At 67.6% G+C, this 20,004-nt stretch carries 17 protein-coding genes; 8 read left to right on the forward strand and 9 right to left on the reverse strand.

The window, feature by feature from the left end; translation table 11 throughout:
* Positions 1 to 46 precede the first annotated feature (46 nt).
* The 3 genes from DFP89_RS03290 (at position 47) to DFP89_RS03300 (ending at position 4,023) form a co-directional block, all read left to right on the forward strand.
* Positions 47 to 1,000, forward strand: coding sequence for a LysR family transcriptional regulator (locus tag DFP89_RS03290; RefSeq protein WP_114348084.1), 954 nt, complete (start codon positions 47 to 49; stop codon positions 998 to 1,000).
* Between the two features lie 61 nt (positions 1,001 to 1,061).
* Complete coding sequence (locus DFP89_RS03295) at positions 1,062 to 2,081, forward strand: LLM class flavin-dependent oxidoreductase (RefSeq protein ID WP_114347960.1); 1,020 nt, start codon at positions 1,062 to 1,064, stop codon at positions 2,079 to 2,081.
* Between the two features lie 145 nt (positions 2,082 to 2,226).
* On the forward strand, positions 2,227 to 4,023 hold the full coding sequence (locus DFP89_RS03300; protein ID WP_114347961.1) for a monovalent cation:proton antiporter-2 (CPA2) family protein: 1,797 nt from the start codon (positions 2,227 to 2,229) through the stop codon (positions 4,021 to 4,023).
* Here DFP89_RS03300 and DFP89_RS03305 read toward each other — a convergent pair.
* From DFP89_RS03305 to DFP89_RS03315, 3 genes are read right to left on the reverse strand one after another with little or no spacing between them, the layout of a single operon-like run.
* Entirely contained in the window at positions 4,020 to 4,586 is a 567-nt protein-coding gene (locus DFP89_RS03305; protein WP_220269800.1) for a HutD/Ves family protein, read from the reverse strand. The genes DFP89_RS03300 and DFP89_RS03305 overlap by 4 nt on opposite strands.
* Entirely contained in the window at positions 4,583 to 5,281 is a 699-nt protein-coding gene (locus tag DFP89_RS03310) for a response regulator (RefSeq protein ID WP_114347962.1), read from the reverse strand. Before DFP89_RS03310 ends, DFP89_RS03305 begins: the two co-directional genes overlap by 4 nt.
* A gap of 9 nt (positions 5,282 to 5,290) precedes the next feature.
* Positions 5,291 to 6,907, reverse strand: coding sequence for a DUF4118 domain-containing protein (locus DFP89_RS03315; protein WP_245948580.1), 1,617 nt, complete (start codon positions 6,905 to 6,907; stop codon positions 5,291 to 5,293).
* Positions 6,908 to 6,991: 84 nt separating this feature from the next.
* Here DFP89_RS03315 and DFP89_RS03320 point away from each other — a divergent pair, with 84 nt between their 5' ends.
* Positions 6,992 to 8,926 (forward strand): potassium transporter Kup, encoded by a 1,935-nt coding sequence (locus tag DFP89_RS03320; protein ID WP_114347964.1) that lies wholly within the window; start codon positions 6,992 to 6,994, stop codon positions 8,924 to 8,926.
* Here the strand turns inward: DFP89_RS03320 and DFP89_RS03325 are convergent.
* The 6 genes from DFP89_RS03325 to DFP89_RS03350 all read right to left on the reverse strand — a co-directional run bounded on the left by DFP89_RS03325 (position 8,923) and on the right by DFP89_RS03350 (position 16,234).
* Positions 8,923 to 9,978, reverse strand: a complete 1,056-nt coding sequence (locus DFP89_RS03325; protein ID WP_114347965.1) for an AbrB family transcriptional regulator — start codon at positions 9,976 to 9,978, stop codon at positions 8,923 to 8,925. The two genes, DFP89_RS03320 and DFP89_RS03325, sit on opposite strands and share 4 nt — an antisense overlap.
* A 72-nt stretch (positions 9,979 to 10,050) precedes the next feature.
* Positions 10,051 to 11,826, reverse strand: coding sequence for an acetyl/propionyl/methylcrotonyl-CoA carboxylase subunit alpha (locus tag DFP89_RS03330; RefSeq protein WP_220269801.1), 1,776 nt, complete (start codon positions 11,824 to 11,826; stop codon positions 10,051 to 10,053).
* A complete protein-coding gene (locus DFP89_RS03335; protein ID WP_114347966.1) occupies positions 11,823 to 13,379 on the reverse strand; it encodes a 5-oxoprolinase subunit B/C family protein in 1,557 nt (518 codons plus the stop codon). Before DFP89_RS03335 ends, DFP89_RS03330 begins: the two co-directional genes overlap by 4 nt.
* Before the next feature lies 1 nt (position 13,380).
* A complete protein-coding gene (locus DFP89_RS03340) occupies positions 13,381 to 14,172 on the reverse strand; it encodes a putative hydro-lyase (protein ID WP_114347967.1) in 792 nt (263 codons plus the stop codon).
* The gene (locus DFP89_RS03345; protein WP_114347968.1) at positions 14,169 to 14,942 is read right to left on the reverse strand and encodes a LamB/YcsF family protein; all 774 of its coding nucleotides are present in this window, start codon (positions 14,940 to 14,942) and stop codon (positions 14,169 to 14,171) included. The genes DFP89_RS03340 and DFP89_RS03345 overlap by 4 nt, the downstream gene beginning before the upstream one ends.
* Positions 14,943 to 14,998: 56 nt before the next feature.
* Complete coding sequence (locus DFP89_RS03350; protein WP_114347969.1) at positions 14,999 to 16,234, reverse strand: NRAMP family divalent metal transporter; 1,236 nt, start codon at positions 16,232 to 16,234, stop codon at positions 14,999 to 15,001.
* A gap of 291 nt (positions 16,235 to 16,525) precedes the next feature.
* Here DFP89_RS03350 and DFP89_RS03355 point away from each other — a divergent pair, with 291 nt between their 5' ends.
* From DFP89_RS03355 to DFP89_RS03370, 4 genes are all read left to right on the forward strand, one after another.
* Positions 16,526 to 17,245 carry a GntR family transcriptional regulator gene (locus tag DFP89_RS03355; protein ID WP_114347970.1) on the forward strand — a complete coding sequence of 240 codons (720 nt, stop codon included), beginning with the start codon at positions 16,526 to 16,528 and terminating at the stop codon, positions 17,243 to 17,245.
* Between the two features lie 28 nt (positions 17,246 to 17,273).
* Complete coding sequence (locus DFP89_RS03360; RefSeq protein ID WP_114347971.1) at positions 17,274 to 17,669, forward strand: VOC family protein; 396 nt, start codon at positions 17,274 to 17,276, stop codon at positions 17,667 to 17,669.
* Positions 17,670 to 17,774: 105 nt separating this feature from the next.
* Positions 17,775 to 18,953, forward strand: a complete 1,179-nt coding sequence (locus tag DFP89_RS03365; protein ID WP_114347972.1) for an HPP family protein — start codon at positions 17,775 to 17,777, stop codon at positions 18,951 to 18,953.
* An 87-nt stretch (positions 18,954 to 19,040) separates the two neighbouring features.
* A complete protein-coding gene (locus DFP89_RS03370) occupies positions 19,041 to 20,003 on the forward strand; it encodes a glycosyltransferase family 2 protein (protein WP_114347973.1) in 963 nt (320 codons plus the stop codon).
* The last annotated feature ends 1 nt before the right edge of the window (position 20,004 follow it).

Raw genomic sequence — 20,004 nt, forward strand, 5'->3', positions numbered from 1 at the left:
TGTGTTCGGTATTTGCGAACGGCGCCGGGGCGGCTATGGTCGCGCCATGCGCTATGACCTGAACGATCTGGAAACCTTTCTGACGGTGCTTGAGCTGGGCACCGTCACCGCCGCCGCCGCGCGGCTGAACCTGTCGAAATCCGTGATCAGCAAGCGGATCTCGGATCTGGAGACGGTGCTGGGGGCGGCGCTGTTTCGCCGCAATGCCGGCCGCATCACCCCCACCGAGGCCGCCGAGCGGCTGGCCGAGCGCCTGCGCCCCGCCTTGGCCGAGCTGATCGCCGCCGCCGAGGGCGCCGCCTGGGACATGGACGGGGTCGCGCCTTTGCGCGGCACGCTGAGCATCGCCGCGCCGATGAGCTTTGGCATCCTGCATCTGGGGCCGATCATCGCCCGTTTCGCGGCGCAGAACCCCGAGCTGGAAATCAACGTCGATTACGACGACCGCACCCGCGATCTGGCGCGCGAGGGTTTCGACATCGGCATCCGCATCGGCGCCATGCGCGACAATGCCCTGATGCAGCGCAAGCTGTGCGAGGATGACAGCATGGTCTGCGCAAGTTCCGCCTATCTGGACCGCACGGGCCGGCCCGAAACCCTGGCCGAGCTGCGCGAACATCAGGTCATCGGCTATAGCCACATGCCCAACAGCCAGCTTTGGCAGTTCCGCGATCAGGGGCGGTTCGTCTCGCCCAGCGTGCATGGGCGGCTCAAGCTGAACAATGGCGAGGCGATCCGCGACATGGCGATCGAGGGGCTGGGGCTGGCGATGCTGCCCGGCTTCATCGCCGGGCCGGCCATCGCGGCGGGCCGGCTGGAGCGGGTGCTGCCCGGCTTTGGTACCCGTCCCATGCCCATCGTCGCGGTCTGGCCGCCGGTCTCGCCGCTGCCTGCAAAGCTGCGCCGCTTTGTCGATCATGTGGCGGCGGAACTGAAACAGCCAAGCTGGCAGACGGGACCGAAACCGGGCCCAAAACCGGATCAGAAACCGGCGGGCTAGGTTTTTTGCCGCGCCGCCCTATATCGGCGGCAAGCAATCACATCTGTCGTGAGGTTTCACCGTGAAAAAGATCGGTTTCCTGTCCTTTGGCCATTGGTCGGACGAGCGCGGCTCATTGACCCGCAGCGCGGGCGACGTCCTGCTGCAATCCATCGACCTGGCCGTCGCCGCCGAAGAGCTGGGCGCGGATGGCGCCTATTTCCGCGTCCATCACTTTGCCCGCCAGCTTGGCTCGCCCTTTCCGCTGCTGTCGGCGGTGGGCGCGCGCACCTCGCGCATCGAGATCGGCACCGCCGTCATCGACATGCGCTATGAAAACCCGCTTTACATGGCCGAGGATGCCGGTGCGGCCGACCTGATCTCGCAGGGGCGGCTGCAACTGGGGATCAGCCGTGGCTCGCCCGAACAGGTGATCGAGGGCTGGCGGCATTTCGGCTATGCCCCCGCCGAGGGCGAAACCGACGCCGACATGGCGCGCCACCATGCCGAGGTGTTCCTCAAGGTCATTCAGGGGCAGGGTTTCGCCCAGCCCAACCCGAACCCGATGTTCCCGAACCCGCCGGGCCTGTTACGGCTTGAGCCGCATTCGCCCGGGTTGCGCGACCGCATCTGGTGGGGCGCGGCCTCGAACGCCACGGCCGAATGGGCGGGGCGCATGGGGATGCATCTGCAAAGCTCGACCCTGAAAACCGACGAAAGCGGCAAGCCTTTCCATATCCAGCAGGCCGAGCAGATCCGGCTGTTTCGGGCCGCATGGGCCGAGGCCGGGCATCCCGGCACGCCGCGCGTTTCGGTCAGCCGCTCGATCTTTGCGCTGATGAACGACACCGACCGGCGCTATTTCGGGCGCGGCGGCAAAGAGGCGGATCAGGTCGGCTTCATCGAAAGCACCCGCTCGATCTTTGGGCGCGGCTATGCGGCCGAGCCGGATCAGCTGATCCGCGAACTGGCCGAGGATGAGGGCATCGCCGAGGCGGATACGCTGCTGCTGACGGTGCCGAACATGCTGGGCGTGCCCTACAACGCCCATGTGATCGAATCGATCCTGAAGCATGTCGCGCCCGCCTTGGGCTGGCGCTGAATCCATCCGGCAATCAACAGGCATCCGGCACCCGCGCGGCGCCGGATGCTCCAGATATGGCGCCCGCTTGACCGCACCGGAAATTTTGCATTCTGGTGATAGCGTGTGACATGACCAGTAAAGCGGGACGCGGACAGGAGGAAACATGGCAGGTGAGGTAACGGCTGCGGCAGGTGCCGCGGGCGAGGCGGCGGCCCATGGCGGCGGCGGCATGGATGTGATCGGCGTGGTGGTGCTGCTGGCTGCCGCGGTGATCGCGGTGCCGGTATTCCGGCGCATCGGGCTGGGCTCGGTTCTGGGCTATCTGGCCGCCGGTCTGGCGGTCGGCCCCTTTGGCCTTGGCTTTTTTGACGACCCCGAGGCGATCATCCATGTCGCCGAACTGGGCGTCGTGCTGTTTCTGTTCGTCATCGGTCTGGAAATGCAGCCCTCGCGCCTGTGGGCGATGCGGGGCGAGATCTTCGGGCTGGGATTTGCGCAGGTGCTGGTGGCGATGGGGGTTCTGACCATCGTCGGGGTCTCGCTGGGCTTTCCGGTCTCGGCCAGCCTGATCTCGGGCACGGGCTTCGTGCTGACATCGACCGCCATCGTCATGCAGATGCTGGACGAGCGCAAGGAAATGGCCACACCCAAGGGCCGGCGGATGATCTCGATCCTGCTGTTCGAGGATCTGGCCATCGTGCCCTTGCTGGCGCTTGTGACCTTCCTTGCCCCCGGTGGCGAGGAAGTGACCATGGCCCATCGCCTGACCAGCGCCGCCATCGGCACCGGCGCCATCGTCGCGCTGATCTTTGGCGGGCTGTATCTGCTCAATCCGTTCTTCAGCCTGCTGGCACGCTATGGCGGGCGCGAGGTGATGACCGCCGCCGCCCTGCTGGTGGTGCTGGGTGCGGCGCTGATGATGCAGGCCGCCGGGCTTTCCATGGCCATGGGTGCCTTCCTTGCCGGGGTCCTGCTGTCGGAAAGCACCTTCCGCCACCAGCTTGAGGCAGACGTCGAACCCTTCCGGGGCCTGCTGCTGGGCCTGTTCTTTCTGGGCGTCGGCATGGCGCTGAACCTGACCACCATCGCCGAGAACTGGCTGCTGGTGGTGATCTGCGTGCCGGCCTACATGATCCTGAAAATGCTGGTCATCTATTGCGTGGCCCGGATCTGGAAGGCCGACCGGGCCGAGGCGCTGGAACGCGCGGTGCTGATGGCGCAGGGCGGCGAGTTTGCCTTTGTGCTTTATTCCGCCGCAGCGGCTGCCGGCGTCATCACCGGGCAGGACCGGGCGGTGCTGACCGCCATCGTCATCGTCTCGATGGTGCTGACGCCCTTGATGATCATCCTCCATGACCGGCTGGCGCCCAAGATCCAGCCCTCGCTGGACGGGGTCGAAGAGGCGCGCGACCTGCATGCCCGTGTGCTGATCATCGGCTTTGGCCGCATGGGTCAGGTGATCAGCCAGCCCCTGATCGCACGCGGCCATTCGCTGTCGATCATCGAAAAGGACCCGCAGATGATCCGCGATGCCGATGAGTTTGGCTTCAAGGTCTGGTATGGCGACGGCACGCGGCTGGACGTGCTGCATGCCGCCGGCGCCGCCGAGGCCTGCCTGATCGTCGCCGTGCCCGATGACAAGGAGGCGACGACCCGCATCGTCGAGCTGGTCAAGGCCGAATTCCCGATGGTGCCGGTGATCGCCCGCGCCTTTGACCGCGAACATGCGCTGGAACTGGTCCAGCACGATGTCGATTTCCAGATGCGCGAGACCCTGCACAGCGCCCTTGCCATGGGCCGCGAGGCGCTGGTCAAGCTGGGCGACGATCCCGAGGTCATCGACGAGGTGATGGAGGAAATCCGCAACCGCGACGCCGAACGCTTCGAGCTGGAATGCGTCGGCGGGATTTCCGCCGGGGCGGCGCTGATCCTCAGCAACCGCAATACCGAACCGGCCTAGGCGCGGCTGATCGTGGCCAGCCACAGATCCGGGGCCGGGGCGGGCGGAGACGCGGCCTCGGCCCCATCGCATAGCAGCGCATCGAACTGGCCCAGAGCCACCTCCTGCCCGGCGATCCGCACCGTCGCGGGGGCGGTGGCCAGCACCAGCAGCCAGTCGGGACGGCCCAGCGGCGCCGGGTCGGTGGCGTGGCGCAGCTGGTGGACGTAACTGCCGCGCCGGGTCATCAGGTTCAGGTCCGAGATCGGCCCGCCCAGCAGATGCGCGACGGCCGGCACATCGGCGGCAAAGGCCAGCGGCTCGGTCCCCGGCGTCAGGCGGTGGCGGTCCTGCCCCTGCACCTCCAGCTCGATGCCGGCGCCGTCAAGCACCGCCAGCGTCCGGTCGATGCCCGGAAAGATCGAGAATGCGCCATGCTCGGTCACCCCGGCCATGCTGAGACGCCAGCCGAAATCCTCAAGCCCGGCGCCCTGCGGATAGACGGCGATCTCGGTGGTTTCGCCACGGCCATTCTTCCACGGCATCCGGCGGTGCTTGGCGGCGGGCAGATGGGTCATGCTCATGGCGGGGACTCCTCGGGTTGGGCCCAGCGATAGCCCACCCCCGGTTCGGTCAGGATCAGGGCGGGTTTTGCGGGGTCGGGTTCCAGTTTCTGGCGCAGTTGGCCGATGAAGACGCGCAGATAGGGCACATCATCAACATGGGCCGGTCCCCAGACCAGTTGCAAGAGCTTGTGATGGGTCATCACCCGGCCGCCATTGGCCGCCAAGGCCGCCAGCAGATCGAATTCCTTGGGCGTCAGGCGCAGCGTCTCGCCGTCGCGGCTGACCAGATGCGCGCCCAGATCGATGACCAGCCCGCCCTGCCGGATCACCTCGGGGCGCGTGGCGCGGCGCGGGCGCAGGCTGGCGCGCAGCCGGGCCAGCAATTCGCCGATGCCAAAGGGCTTGGCGACGAAATCATTGGCGCCCAGATCCAGCGCCATGATCTTTTCCATCTCCTGATCATGCGCGGAGAGCACGATCACCGGCAGGTCCGAGCGCAGGCGCAGCCGCTCGATCACCTCCTTGCCGTTCATGTCGGGCAGGCCAAGGTCAAGGATCACCAGATCGGGTTCCTGCGCGGCGATCTGGGCCAGAGCCTCGGCGCCATTGCCGGCGGTGCAGGTGTCATAGCCCGCCGCGACCAGCGCATGGCCCAGAAACCGCTGAATCTGCGGCTCGTCATCGACGATCAGGATCAGGTCGCGGTCCCGCATCCGCCAAGTCTATTCAGAGGCCGGGGGCACCGGCAAGCGGATCGCCAGCACCGCCCCGCCCGAGGCGCTGCGCCCCGCCGTCAGCCGCCCCCCCAGCGCGCGGGCGATGCCCTTGCAGATCGGCAGGCCCAGCCCCATCCCCTGCGGGACGCCCTGTGGCGCGCCGGTCGTCTCGTCCGAGGCGATCCATTCGGCCAGGCTGGGCGGCAGGCCCTTGCCGCTGTCGATGACCTTCAGGACGACTTCGGCCCCTTCGACCGCGCCGGTCACGCGGATCGGCCCCGAGGTGTATTTCACCGCATTCTCGACCAGATTGAACAGCGCCTGTTCCAGCAGCCCGGCTTCGGCGCGGATCATCGGCAGCGGCTCGACCTCGGCCAGGATGCGGGCCTTGGGCCAGGCGCGGCGGGCGCGCTGGACCGCCGATTGCGCGGCATCACCCGCATCGACCCAGGTCATCTGCACCGCGATCCCGGCCTGCAGCCGCGTCACCTGCAGCAGTTTTTCGACATAGCGCGCCAGCCGCTGGGATTCCTCCTCGATGGCCTCAAGCAGGTCGGTCTGCGAATCCGCCGGCAGGGTCGCGCCCAGCTCGCGCAGCGTCGTCACCGCGCCAAGGATCGTCGAAAGCGGCGTGCGCAGATCATGCGAGAGCGACGCCAGCAGCGCGGCGCGGGTCTCCTCGGAGGCGGCGCGGCGGCGCTCGGCCTCGGCGCGTTCGGTCAGGGCAAGGCGTTGCAGGGCCTGTTCGGCCTGACCCAGGACCACCTCGATGGCCTGTTCGCGCCATTCGCGGTCGCTGCGATCCGGGGACAGGCGGGCATGGCCCAGAACCGGACCCCGGGCCGGACCCGGGCCCGGGCCGCGCCCGGTCTCGCCCGCAAGCGGATAGAAACTCAGCCGCGACCCGCTCCAGCCCTTGGCCGAGGCAAGCTCGGCCCGGCCCCGGCGAAAGGCGATGTCGGCGGCGTCGAGATCGCTGGCCTCGGGCACATATCCGGCCGGCAGCGCGGCCAGAGGGCGCAGGTTCCCGTCCTGCGGCATCAGCGCCAGAACCGGCCCCTGCGCCAGCCCGTGCAGGTGGCGCAGGGCGACGCGGATCGCGTCCTCGGCATTGTCGGCGCCCGCGAGTTCGGCGCTGAGCTGCGAGATGACCTCAAGCGCCGCCGCCCGGCCATTCGCGGCATCGACCTGTTCGCGCAATCGCCCGGCCAGAAAGCCGGTCAGCCCGGCAGCCAGCAGAAACAGCGCCAGCGTGATGAGGTCCTGGGGCTTGGCGACATGCAGGGTGAAATGCGGCTCAAGAAACAGCAGGTTGAAGGCGGCGATCGCCCCCAGCGCGCTGGCGATCCCGACCCAGAAGCCGAAGGCCGCCGCGCAGACCAGCACGATCATCAGAAACAGCAGGATCGAGACGTTCTCGGGCAGAAGCTCGTGCAGGTTGCGCGCCAGCAGCGTCACAGTGATCAACAGCACCGCCGCGCCCAGAATGCCCGACAGCCGCGGCGCGGTCATCCAGCGACGTTCATCGGATGGCAGGCGGGGCGGGCTTTGGCTTTTCATGCGCCGATCTGGCGTGACGCGATGCGACTTGTCCATGGTCTTTATGACTTCTTTACACGTCATGCGATAATCCATGTCGATCCTTTATGCCGCCATGCGGCATGGTGCCCCTCTGCCGGGCCGATTCCGGCGCAAGGGAATACATACATGGCCAGTCTGGACACCCAGGTTTCCGACCCCCAAGCCGCCACCGATCCCCAGCACGAGCCGCAGCCGCATCAGCGCGCGGGCCTTTTGTCGCTGTCGCTGGCGGCCATCGGCGTGGTTTACGGCGATATCGGCACCTCGCCGCTTTACGCCTTTCGCGAGGCGATGCATGCCGCCGGCGCCAGCCATGGCGGCGTCCAGCGCGAGGATGTGCTGGGCGTGCTGTCGCTGATTGTCTGGGCGCTGGTCCTGATCGTGACGGTGAAATACGTCCTGATCCTTCTGCGCGCCGATAACGAGGGCGAGGGCGGCACGCTGTCGCTGCTGGCGCTTGCACAGCGCGCCATGGGGCGGCCCGATTTCGGGGTGCTGGTTCTGGGCATGATCGGCGCCGCGCTGTTTTACGGCGATGCCGCGATCACCCCGGCGATTTCGGTCCTGTCGGCGCTCGAGGGGCTCAAGCTCGTGACCACCGGGGTCGAGCCCTATATCGTGCCCATGGCCATCGTCATCATCTTCCTGTTGTTTCTGGTGCAGAATCGCGGGACCGAGGCGGTGGCGCGGTTCTTTGGCCCGATCACGCTGGTCTGGTTTCTGGTCATGGCGGCGGGCGGCATCCACTGGATGGTGCAGGCGCCCGAGGTGCTGGCATCGCTGAACCCGGTCCATGCGCTGAATTTCGTCCTGCATAACGGCTCGCTTGGGGTGATCGTGCTGGGCTCGGTCTTTCTGGCGGTGACCGGGGCCGAGGCGCTTTACGCCGATATGGGCCATTTCGGCCGCAAGCCGATTCAGGTGGCCTGGCTGTTCGTGGCCTTCCCTTCGCTGCTTCTGACCTATTTCGGGCAGGGCGCGCTGGTGCTGAAGAACCCCGCGGCGATGGAAAACCCATTCTATCTGCTGTTCCCGGCATGGGCGACGCTGCCGGTCGTGCTGCTGGCCACCATGGCCACGATCATCGCCAGCCAGGCGGTCATCACCGGGGCCTATTCGCTGACCCAGCAGGCGGTGCAGCTGCGCATGCTGCCACGCATGAAGATCCGCCATACCTCGGACGAGCATCAGGGCCAGATCTACATGCCGGGCGTGAACCGCTGGCTGATGATCGCGGTGCTGGTCTTGGTGGTGCTGTTCGGATCGTCGTCGAAACTGGCCTCGGCCTACGGGATCAGCGTGACCGGGACCATGGTGGTCACCGCGCTTCTGGCGATGGTCGTCGCGCACAAGCACTGGAAGATGCCGATGTGGCTGGCGGTCGGGATGATGCTGCCGTTTCTGGCCATGGACCTGACCTTTCTGGGCGCGAACCTTGTCAAGATCGAGGATGGCGGCTGGGTGCCCCTGTGCATCGCCGGCGCGGTTTTCATGACCATGGCCAGCTGGATGCGCGGCACCGCCATCGTCACCATCAAGGACCGCGAGGCCGAGCTGCCGCTGGACACGCTGCTGGCGCAGATCGCCAAGTCGGAATCCATCGCGACGGTGCCGGGCACGGCGGTGTTTCTGACTTCGAACCCGGACCTGACGCCGGTGGCGATGCTGCACAGCCTCAAGCATTTCAAATCGCTGCATGAACAGAACGTCATCCTGACCATCCGCACCGCCGAGGTGCCCCGCATCCCCGAGGCCGACCGCGTCAAGATCGAGGACATCAACGACCGCTTCCGCCGCGTCGAGATGACCTATGGCTATGCCGAGGAACCGGACGTGCCGCGCGGGTTGCTGCAATGCCGCCGTCAGGGCTGGAAATTCGACATCATGGCGACTTCGTTCATCCTGTCGCGGCGGCGGATCCGCATCTCGACCCGCAGCCGGATGCCGGGATGGCAGGGGAAACTGTATATCGCGCTGTCCAGAAACGCAGCCGGAGCGTCGGATTACTTCCGCATTCCGGCCGGGCGCGTGGTCGAGATCGGAGCGCAGACGAACATCTAGCGTAACCTGTCGCGACGACCTTTCTCACGCCGCGCGACCAGCTTTTCCACCACCGGCCCCAGCAGGATGACAAGGATCATCCGCAGCAGGTGGTGGCTGACCACATAGGCCAGATCGGCCCCGGCAATGATCGCGATCACCACCATCTCGGCCTGACCGCCGGGCAGGAATGCCAGAAACGCATCCAGCGCCGGGGCCAGCCCCAGCCCGACGATCCCTTCGATGAAGATCAGGCTGATCGCGGCCAGCGCCCCGGAATAGACCAGCCCCGCCGTCACATCGACGCGCAATTCGCGCAGGGTGATGCCGGCATATTTCACCCCCACCGCGATGCCGATGAAGAATTGCGCCGCCTGGATCATCTCGGCCGGGGGGCGGTGGCTGATGATGCCCGACAAGGACAGCGCCGCCGTCACGATCATCGGCCCAAGGATCGAGGCGCCGAAGAGGCCCAGCCGCTCGGCCCCCTTCCAGCCGATGACGCCGGCGCCGACCATGATCGCGATTTCGGTCAGGTCGGTCGCGCGCATGGGCGTGCCCGGGGGCTGGGACAGATCGACACCCCAATAGGCGGTCATGATGAAGGGTGCGACAGTGACGATGACCAGCACCCGCGTCGCGTGGATCAAGGACAGCGCCCGGACATCGCCGCCCGCTTCCTCGCCAAAGACCAGCATGTCCTGCAGGCCGCCGGGCATGGCCGCATACCATGCGGTGGCGTGGTCAAAGCCGAAGACACGGCGAAACAGCGGATAGCCGACCAGCGCGATCGCCGCGATGAACAAAGGCACGAATGCCAGCGAGGCGGCGATATCGGGCAGTTCCGCCAACACGCCGGGCGTGATCGAGGCCCCGACCGCCACCCCCAGAAAGGTCCGCATGAAGATTCCAAGCTGGCCCGCGCCCGACAGTGGCGTCCCCGCCAGTGCCGCGATCAGGCAAGCCAGCATCGGCCCCAGAAGCCAGGGCAGCGGCAGGTGCAGCAGCAGGAAAACCGCGCCGCCCATGCCCGCGATGGCGAATGTCAGGGCGCGGCGTTTCATCAGGTTCATCGGCAAGATCCGGCGGGCATTCTGTCCAGCGGGCCAGCTTGGCATGGCCCGCCGGATTTTGTCAAAGCACCCTCAGTCGATGCGGGCCAAAGGCGCATCAAAGCCCAGCGTGTCGCCCTGCGCGGCGATGCGGGTCAGCTTGCCGGCGCGATGGGCCTCGACGCGGGTTTCCATCTTCATCGCCTCGATGACGGCGACGACCTGTCCGCGCTCGACCTGCGCGCCATCCTCGACCTGCCACAGCGTCAGCGTGCCAGCGACCGGGGCGGTGACGGTGGCCTCGTCGATTGCAGGCGCGTCACCAGAGGCCGAGACCGCAGCGCCGCCGCCTGCGGGCAGGGCCGCCAGCAGCGTTGCGGGCAGGCCCAGTTCATGCCGCTTGCCGTCAATCTCCACCGCGACGCGCAGCATCGGCGCGGATGCGGCCGGGCTGACGCGGCCATGGGGGGCGACCGCCGCAGCCAGAGCATCGGCGAAATCGGTCTCGATCCAGCGGGTATGGACGCGGAAATCGCCGTCGGGGGCCAGAAAGTCGCCCTGTTCCAGCACCGCCTGATCAAAGGGGATGACCGAGGCCACGCCTTCGATGCGGAATTCGCGCAGGGCGCGCGCGGCGCGGGCCAGCGCCTCGGCGCGGGTGGCGCCGGTCACGATCAGCTTGGCCATCATCGAATCGAAGCTGCCCGGCACCACCGAGCCCGAAGCCACGCCGCTATCGACCCGCACCCCCGGCCCCGAGGGCGCGTCAAAGACCCGGACCGGGCCGGGCGTGGGCAGGAAACCCCGCGCCGGGTCCTCGGCATTGATGCGGAATTCGATGGAATGGCCGCGCGGAGCGGGCACGCTGTCATCCACTAGGCGCGCACCCTGCGCCACCCGGATCATGCCGCGCACCAGATCGATGCCGGTGGTTTCCTCGGTCACCGGATGTTCGACCTGCAGCCGGGTGTTCACCTCAAGGAAAGAAATCGTGCCATTGGCGGAGAGCAGATATTCCACCGTGCCCGCGCCGCTATAGCCGGCATGGGCGCAGATTTTGCGCGCCGAATCGTGGATGCGGGCGCGCTGTTCGTCGGTCAGGAAGGGGGCCGGGGCTTCCTCGACCAGCTTCTGGTTGCGCCGTTGCAGCGAACAGTCGCGGGTGCCGATCACCTTGACGGTGCCGTGCTTGTCGGCCAGCACCTGCGCCTCGATATGGCGGGGGCGGTCAAGGAATTGCTCGATGAAGCATTCGCCGCGCCCGAAGGCGGTCAGCGCCTCGCGCGTCGCGGATTCGAACAGCTCCTCGACCTCGTCCAGACGCCAGGCGACCTTCATGCCGCGCCCGCCGCCGCCGAACGCCGCCTTGATGGCGATGGGCAGCCCGTGCGCCTTGGCGAATGCCAGCGCATCGGCGGGGGTCTCGACGGGTCCGGGGGTGCCGGCGACAAGGGGGGCGCCGACGGCCTCGGCGATGCGGCGGGCCTCGATCTTGTCGCCCAAGGCCTCGATCACCGCCGGGTCGGGGCCGACCCAGATCAGGCCCGCATCCTGCACGGCCTGCGCGAAATCGGCGCGTTCGGACAGGAAACCATAGCCGGGATGGATGGCGTCGGCGCCCGAGGCCTTGGCGATGGCGATGATCTTTGCCGCGTCCAGATAGGTGTCGGCGGGCTTGTCGCCCCCCAGCGCATGGGCCTGATCGGCCATGCGCACGAAGATCGCGTCGCGGTCGCTGTCGGCATAGATGGCGACGGACTGGATGCCTTCGTCGCGGCAGGCGCGGATGATGCGGACGGCGATCTCGCCGCGATTGGCGATCAGCAGGCGGTTCAGCGGGCGGCTGGGGCCGGTGGCGAACAGGGTCATGCGGGCCTCGTCGGATCAAGGGTTGCAAAGGGCTGGGCGGCGGTAAAGCGGATGCGGGCGCCGGGCGGGATCTGGCCGGCAAGGTCCAGTGCCTGCGGCAGCAATGTCGCGATCACCGGATAGCCGCCGGTCAGCGGGTGATCGGCCAGAAACAGCACCGGCTGGCCGGAATGGGGGATCTGGATCGCGCCGGTCTCGGTCCCCTCAGAGGGCAGCTCGCGGGCATCGGGGCGGGTCATGGGCTGATCGCCCGAAAGCCGGATGCCGACGCGGCTGCTTTGCGGGGTGACCAGCCATTCCTGTGTCAGGAAATGCCGGACCATCTCGGGCGTGAACCAGTCGGTGCGCGGGCCAAGGATGACGGGCAGTTCCACCAGTTCGCCGGGCTTGGGCAGATCGGGCTGGTCCTCGGGCGCGCCCACGGCAGTGGCGGGCAGGTTCGCGGGGGCGATGACCGCGCCGCTTTTCAGCGCCTCCGGGCCGACAAAGGCCAGCGTATCGGTGGCGGCGGAACCCAGCACCGGCGCGACCAGATAGCCGCCGCGCAGCGCCAGATAGCTGCGCATCCCGGCAGCGGGCGGGTCGATCTGGACCTCATCCCCCGCATCCAGCGCAAAGGCCGCGCCCGGCGGGACCATGTGTCCGGCGACCCGCGCCTGCGCGGCACCGCTCAGCGCCAGCACCATCGGCTGATCGGCCTGCAAGCGCACCGGCCCCAGCGTGATTTCCAGAACCGGACTGCCCGAAGGGTTGCCGACCGCACGATTGGCCCGGTGCAGCGCGCCCATGTCCAAGGCGCCCGAGGCCGAGACCCCCTGCCCGCCCTGACCGGGCCGCCCCCCGTCCTGAAAGACGACCGGGAAAGCGGCCGCAAGGATGCGCAGGCCCTGATCGGGCTGCGGCTGCGGAATGGCGGCCGAAGGGTGAACCTTGGCCCCGCCCTGCACGAAACGGCAGCGCACACCGGGGCGCAGCAGCGCGGGCGGGTCGCGGGTCAGGTCCCACATCGGCACCTCGGTCCGGCCAATCAACTGCCAGCCGCCGGGGGTTTCCTGCGGATAGACGCCGCAGAACCGCCCCGCCAGCGCGACCGAGCCCGCCGGGATCCGCGTCCGGGGCGAGGGCCGGCGCGGCAGCTCGAACCGCACATCGTCGCAGGTCATATAGGCAAAGCCGGGCGCGAAACCGCAGAAGGCCACCTGCCATGTCGTCGCCTGATGGGCGGCGATGACCTCGGGGATGGACAGGTCCATGAGGCGGGCGACATCGGCCAGATCCTCGCCGTCATAGATGACCGGCAGCTCGACCGTCTCAGTGGCGCGGGCGGCGGGGGGCGTGCCGGGGGCGGGTTGGCGGGCACTGATCTGACCGGCCAAGGCGGCATCCGCCAGAACGCCCGGCGCGGTGCGGATCATCAGCGTGCGGGCGGCTGGGATGATCTCGGCCAGGCCGGGGATGGGGTCGGCATTCAGCGCGTCAAACAGCGCCAGCGTCTCGTCCAGATCGGCCAGTTCGGCCAGCAGGGTCCGGGGTCCGATGGGCAAAAAGCGCATGTCACACCTGCCAATGGGTTTCGGGAGTATCACTGATGAACATGTAGCCCGGCGCGTGGGTGATGGCGAAAGGCGGGCGCGAGGCCATCAGCGCCGCCTGCGGGGTCACGCCGCAAGCCCAGAAGACCGGAACCTCGCCGGGGCGGATCTCGACCGGGTCGCCGAAATCGGGCTTGTCCAGATCGGCAATGCCCAGACCGGCGGGAGCGCCGATATGGACGGGGGCGCCGTGGACGGCCGGGGTGCGGCCGGAAATCATCGCCGCCTCGGCCACGCGCCCCGCCGGGATCGGGCGCATCGAGACCACCATCTTGCCATGCAGCCGGCCCGCCGGGCGGCAGTCCCGGTTGGTCAGATACATCGGCACATTGCTGCCCTGAGTGATGTGGCGGACCTCGATCCCGGCCTGTTGCAGGGGCGTCTCAAAGGTAAAGGAACAGCCGATCAGGAAGGTAACCAGATCGGGATGCTCGGCCCATGCGGCACTGGCGTCGGGGGTTTCCTCGGCCAGAACGCCATCGCGCCAGATGCGATACAGCGGGATATCGGTGCGCAGGTCGGCATCGGGCGCCATGGCGGTGCGGTGGCTGCCGGGGTCGGTCACATCCAGCACCGGGCAGGGCTTGGGGTTGCGCTGCGCGTAAAGCAGGAAATCCCAGGCCCAGTCCTTGGGCAATGAGATCATGTTGCATTGGGTGAAGCCCGGCGCCATGCCCGAGGTCGGCCGCGCAGGCCCCTGACGGCAGGCCAGCCGGGCGTCGCGCGCCGCCTGCGGATCGGGAAGCCCGCTCATGCCTGCGCACCGGCAAAGGGGCGGATGGCGACGCCGCCTGCGATCAGCGCCTCGCGGATGCGGGCCGAGATGGCGACCGCGCCGGGGCTGTCGCCATGAACGCAGATGCTGTCGGCCGAAAGATGCAGGGGGGATCCGTCCACGGCCTCGATCACGCCCTCGCGCGCAAGGCGCAGCATCCGGGCGGCGATCAGTTCGGGGTCATGCAGCACGGCCCCTGCCTCGCGGCGGGACACCAGCGTGCCGGCGGGGGTATAGGCGCGGTCGGCAAAGGCCTCGGCCACGGTGGCCAGCCCGGCCTCGCGGGCCTGGGCAAGGATCGGCGCCCCGGCCAGACCCATCATCACCAGCGTCGGGTCGATGGCCTTGATGCCCTCGATCACCGCCGCCGCCTGACGGGTATCCTGGGCGATGGTGTTATACAGCGCGCCATGTGGCTTGACATAGGTGACGCGGGTGCCAGCGGCGGTGCAAAGCCCCTGAAGCGCGCCGATCTGATAGATCACATCCGCCGTCAGCTCGGCCGAGGCCACGTCCATGGGCCGGCGGCCAAAGCCCACGCGGTCGGGATAGGCCACATGCGCGCCGATGGCGACGCCGCGCGAGGCCGCCTCGCGCAGGGTAGCAAGGATGGTCAGCGGATCGCCCGCGTGAAAGCCGCAGGCCACGTTGGCGGAACTGACGATCCCCAGCATCGCGGCGTCATCGCCCATCTTCCAGGCGCCGTAACCTTCGCCGAGGTCGCTGTTCAGGTCGATTGCACGGGTCATGTTTTCCTCCTCCCGGGTGACGGGCGGTGGCCCCGGGGGACCACCGCGGTGACGGCTCAGGCGTTCAGGAAGGCAAAGATCGTGCCCACCGATTTCCAGCCCATGTACCAGGTCAGGGCGCAGACCACGGCGCTGGCGATCAAGAGCGGGCGGTTATAGCGGTGCCCGCCCATCAGGTCGGGACGCGCGAAGCCCACATAGGTGAAGATGCTCAGGCCGATGGGCAGGATCAGACCGTTGAAGCCGCCGACAAAGACCAGAATCGCCGCCGGCGCCGTTCCCATGACGACATAGACGAGCAGCGAGAAAAAGATGAAAATCACCGTGGCGATGCCGCGCGTCCGCTCGTCCAGCGTGGTGAACACGGTCAGGAAGCTGACCGAGGTATAGGCCGCCCCGATCACCGAGGTGATCGCCGCCGCCCACAGGACCACGCCAAAGATACGCAGACCCCATTCACCCAGCGCATGGGCAAAGGCCTGGGCTGCGGGGTTCGCGGCCTGACCGGACAGGTCCAGCGTCACGCCGGATGCGACGACGCCCAGGATGGCCAGAAACAGCACGAAGCGCATGACGCCCGTGACCGCGATCCCGGTCAGCGAGGCGCGGGTGACAGCGGCCAGATTTTCCTCGCCCACAAGGCCCTTGTCCAGCAGGCGATGGGCGCCGGAATAGGTGATATAGCCGCCCACGGTGCCGCCGACGATGGTGGTGATGGTCGCGAAATCGATGACATCGGGCATGATGGTCTGACGCAGCGCCTCGCCCACCGGGGGATTGGTGGTGAAGGCCACGACCAGCGTCATGCCGATCATCAGCACGCCCAGCCCGATGATCGCGCGGTCCAGCAGCAGCCCGGCCCGGCGCGACATGAAGATGCCGATGGCCAGAAAGGCCGAGGCCGCGCCGCCGATCTTGGGGTCCAGCCCGAACATGGCGTTCAGGCCCAGCCCGGCGCCGGCGATATTGCCGACGTTGAAGGCCAGCCCGCCGATCAGCACGAGCACCGCCAGCAGATAGCCCGCGCCCGGAATCGCCGCATTGGCGGTGTCGGACGCATTGCGCCGGGTCAGCGCGGTGATGCGCCAGATGTTCAGCTGCACCACGAAATCGATCACAATCGAGGCCAGGATGGCAAAGGCAAAGGCCGAACCCAGCTTGGCGGTGAAGGTCGCGGTCTGGGTGATGAAGCCCGGCCCGATGGCCGAGGTCGCCATCAGGAAGATGGCCGCCAGAAAGCCGCCGCGTGCGGCGGCAGTGGCGGCCGAAGGGGATGAGACGGATTCGGCCATCTGTCATGCTCCTGCTGCAAGGGTGGAGTGCGTATCGGGAATGGCTTGACCATGCGGCAGGTGCGACAATCAGTCAACTATAATTTGACATTTAGTTGTAAATTGTTGAGTAATTCATAGATCAACATACGACAATATGCTTGATTAGCAGGCGTATGCGGCAGCATCTGTCCATTTATTCCGTGACACGGCATCAACCATTGCGCCGAATCACCGCGCGATCCCGCCGTCTCGGCTTGCCGTAGCGGCAGGGCTGCGCCACAATCGCGACAGAGCATCAAGGATATTTCGATGACCCAGGCCAAAGCCGAATCACCGATTGCCGAAGCCGCGCCGCTGGCTGCAACAGACCCGGCCACGCCAAAACCGGCCTCTGCCCCCGGCCTCGCCGAGGACATGGCCGGCCAGCTGCGCGCCCGCGTCACCGGCGGCGCCCTGCGTCCCGGCCAGCGCCTGTCCGAGGCCAGGCTTGCGGCCGAGCTGGACATCTCGCGCAATACGCTGCGCGAAGTGTTCCGGCTGCTGACCCGCGAGGGCATCCTGCGCCATGAACCCAATCGCGGGGTCTTCGTGGCCACGCCCTCGATGGCCTCGATTCTGGACATCTATCGTGTGCGGCGGCTGATCGAGGTGCCCGCTCTGGCGCAGGCCTGGCCCGGCCATGCCGCCGTCGCCCGCATGCGCGCCGCTGTCTCCCGCGCCGAGATCCTGCATCCCAAAGGTGACTGGCAGGGCGTCGGCAGCGCCAATATGGAGTTTCATTCGGCCATCGTGGCGCTGACCGACAGCCCGCGCCTGATCGGATTCTTCACCCAGATCATCGCCGAATTGCGGCTGGCCTTTGGCCTGCTGGACAGCCCCGAGCAGTTGCACAGCCCCTATATCAGCCGCAATGCCGAGATCCTTGCCCGGCTTGAGGGCGGCGATGCCCCCGGCGCCGCGCGGCTGCTGGAGGATTACCTGAACCAGTCCGAACGGGCCGTGCTGGAAGCCTTCGCCCGGCTGGGCTGACCCCACAAACAAACTTCAGGGATAGACCATGGCCAAAGCCATCCACAGCATGATCCGCGTTCTGGACGAGGCGCGCTCGCTGGCCTTTTACCGCGCGGCCTTCGGGCTCGAGGTCGCCGACCGGCTGGATTTCCCCGAATTCACGCTGGTCTATCTGAGCAATCCGGAGTCGGAATTCGAGCTGGAGCTGACCATCAACAAGGGCCGGACCGCGCCTTACGATCTGGGCGACGGCTATGGCCATCTGGCCTTTTCGGTCGATGATCTGGACCGCGAACATGCGCGCCTGACCGCCGCCGGGCTTGCGCCCCGCAAGCTGGTCGATTTCGCCCCCGGCGGGCAGGTGATCGCACGGTTCTTCTTTATCGCCGACCCCGACGGCTATCAGATCGAGGTCCTGCAGCGCGGCGGGCGCTATAAATAACCGGGGAAATAACCCGGTCCGGCCGCGAACGGGCTTGCAACCTCCCCGGCAGCGCGCCTAAAGCCGCGCCATCTGCCCAATTCCCGGGCACATGGAGAACGCGCCATGACATCCCCCACCCGCCCGGTGCTGCACCGCATCCTTCAGGCGCTGGGTCCGGCCATCGGTCCTGGCTCGGGCCATGAGGCGCTGCGGGCGGGGCTTGGCGCGCTGGTCGGGCTGGGCGTGGCGGGGCTGTTCCTGCTGTCGCCCTCGGCCGACCAGAGGCTGGGGCTTTACCTGATCGCGCCCTTCGGGGCGACCTCGGTGCTGGTTTTCGCGGTGCCGAACAGCCCCTTGGCGCAACCGTGGTCGGCGGTGGTAGGCAATTGCGCCGCGGCATTCGTCGGGGTGCTGGCCTGCATGCTGGTTCCCGATGCGGCGCTGCGCATCGCGCTGGCCGTGGGCCTGTCGGTGGCGCTGATGATCCCGCTGCGCGCCGTGCATCCGCCGGCGGGCGCGGTCGCCATGACCGCCGCCATGAACCCCGAGGCGACCCTGCAACTGGGTTTCGGCTTCGTGCTGGCGCCGGTTCTGGCGGGGACGCTGATCCTTGTCGCCATCGCCATGATCTATGCCCGCGCGACCGGGCGCCATTATCCGTTCCGCCAGTTCGACGACCCCGGCCCCCATGGCACCGCCGATCCCGCCCCGATCGAGCGGCTGGGCCTCACGCGCGACGAACTCAGCGACATCCTGCAACGTTACCGCCAAAGCCTGAACCTTGGGGTCGAGGATCTGGCCCGGCTGATCGGTGCCGCCGAATTGCAGGCCGCCAGCCATCGCACCGGCCCGCTGACCGCCAGCGACATCATGTCGCGCGATCTGGTCACCGTCACCCCCGACACGCGGCTGCGCGAGGTGGCGCGGATCTTTCGCCAGCAAGATTTCACCTCGTTGCCGGTGGTCGAGGCGGGCGACATCTTTCGCGGCGTGATCTTTCAGATCCACCTGATCCGCCGCGCACAAGAGGATGCCTTTCGCCATGACCACCGCCTGATCGCCGCCATGGCCCGGCTGTTCGAGGCGCGCGCGGACCAGCCCACGCGGGCCGATGAGATCATGCAGACCGACCCGCCCACCGCCGCGCCGGGCACGCCGCTGGGGGCGCTTCTGCCCATGCTCGCCTCCGGGCATTGCGACGCGGTGCCGGTGCTGGACGGGCCGCGCATCATCGGCATCGTGACCCAGACCGACCTGATCGCGGCCTTTGCCCGCGAAAGCCTGCGCGCATCACCGGCCTGACCATTTCGCCAGTTCTGCGGTGCAGCGCATTGACAGGACGCGCCCCGGCAAGGTTAGCCTGCACCAGCCCCTGATGAGGAACCCCGCATGATCCGCCCGACCCTAGGCGCCGTGGTGATCGGCCGCAACGAAGGCGACCGGCTGAAGGCCTGCCTGCGCTCGTTGGTGCCGCTTTGCGCGCGGGTGGTCTATGTCGACAGCGGCTCGGGCGATGACAGCGTGGCTTTTGCCCGCGGCCTTGGCGTCACCGTGGTCGAGCTGGACACGAGCACGCCATTCACCGCCGCCCGCGCCCGCAATGCGGGCTTTGAGGCGCTGCTGGCCGGGGGCGAGCTGGATCTGGTGCAGTTCGTCGATGGCGATTGCAAGGTGGAACCGGGCTGGCTTGAGGCCGGCGTCACCGCCTTGGCCGAGCGGCCCGATCTGGGGCTGGTGACCGGCTGGCGCTCGGAAATCCACCCGCTGGCCTCGGTCTATAACCAGATGTGTCAGGTGGAATGGCGCCGCCCCGCCGGGCCGATCAGCGCCTGCGGTGGCGACATGATGGTGCGGGTCGCGGGCTTTCGGAAGGCCGGCGGCTTTGACCCGACGGTGATCGCCGCCGAGGATGACGAATTCTGCCTGCGGCTGGCGCGGGCCGGCTGGAAGCTCGAGCGCCTGCCGGTCGAGATGACGCTTCATGACGCCGCCATGACCCGCTTTGGCCAGTGGTGGCGGCGCGCGATGCGGGCCGGCCATGGCTTTGCGCAGGTCGGGCGCATGCATCCGCCGCATTTCAAGCGCGAAAGGCTGCGGGTCTGGGCCTATGGGCTGGTGCTGCCGCTGATGTTCCTGCTGGGGCTTTTCACCTCGGGCTGGATTTCGCTGGCGGTGCTGGGGCTTTACGCGCTGTCCTTCTGGAAGACGTGGCGCGGGCTTTCTGGCCGGCCGATGGCCGTGAAACAGGCCGCTTTGCTGACCTTGGCCAAGATTCCTAACCTTTTAGGAATGTTGACTTACTATCGGCGTCGCCGCACAGGCGATGACATGCGTATTATCGAGTATAAATAGG

It is taken from the genome of Paracoccus lutimaris (assembly GCF_003337565.1).
Lineage (GTDB): Bacteria > Pseudomonadota > Alphaproteobacteria > Rhodobacterales > Rhodobacteraceae > Paracoccus > Paracoccus lutimaris.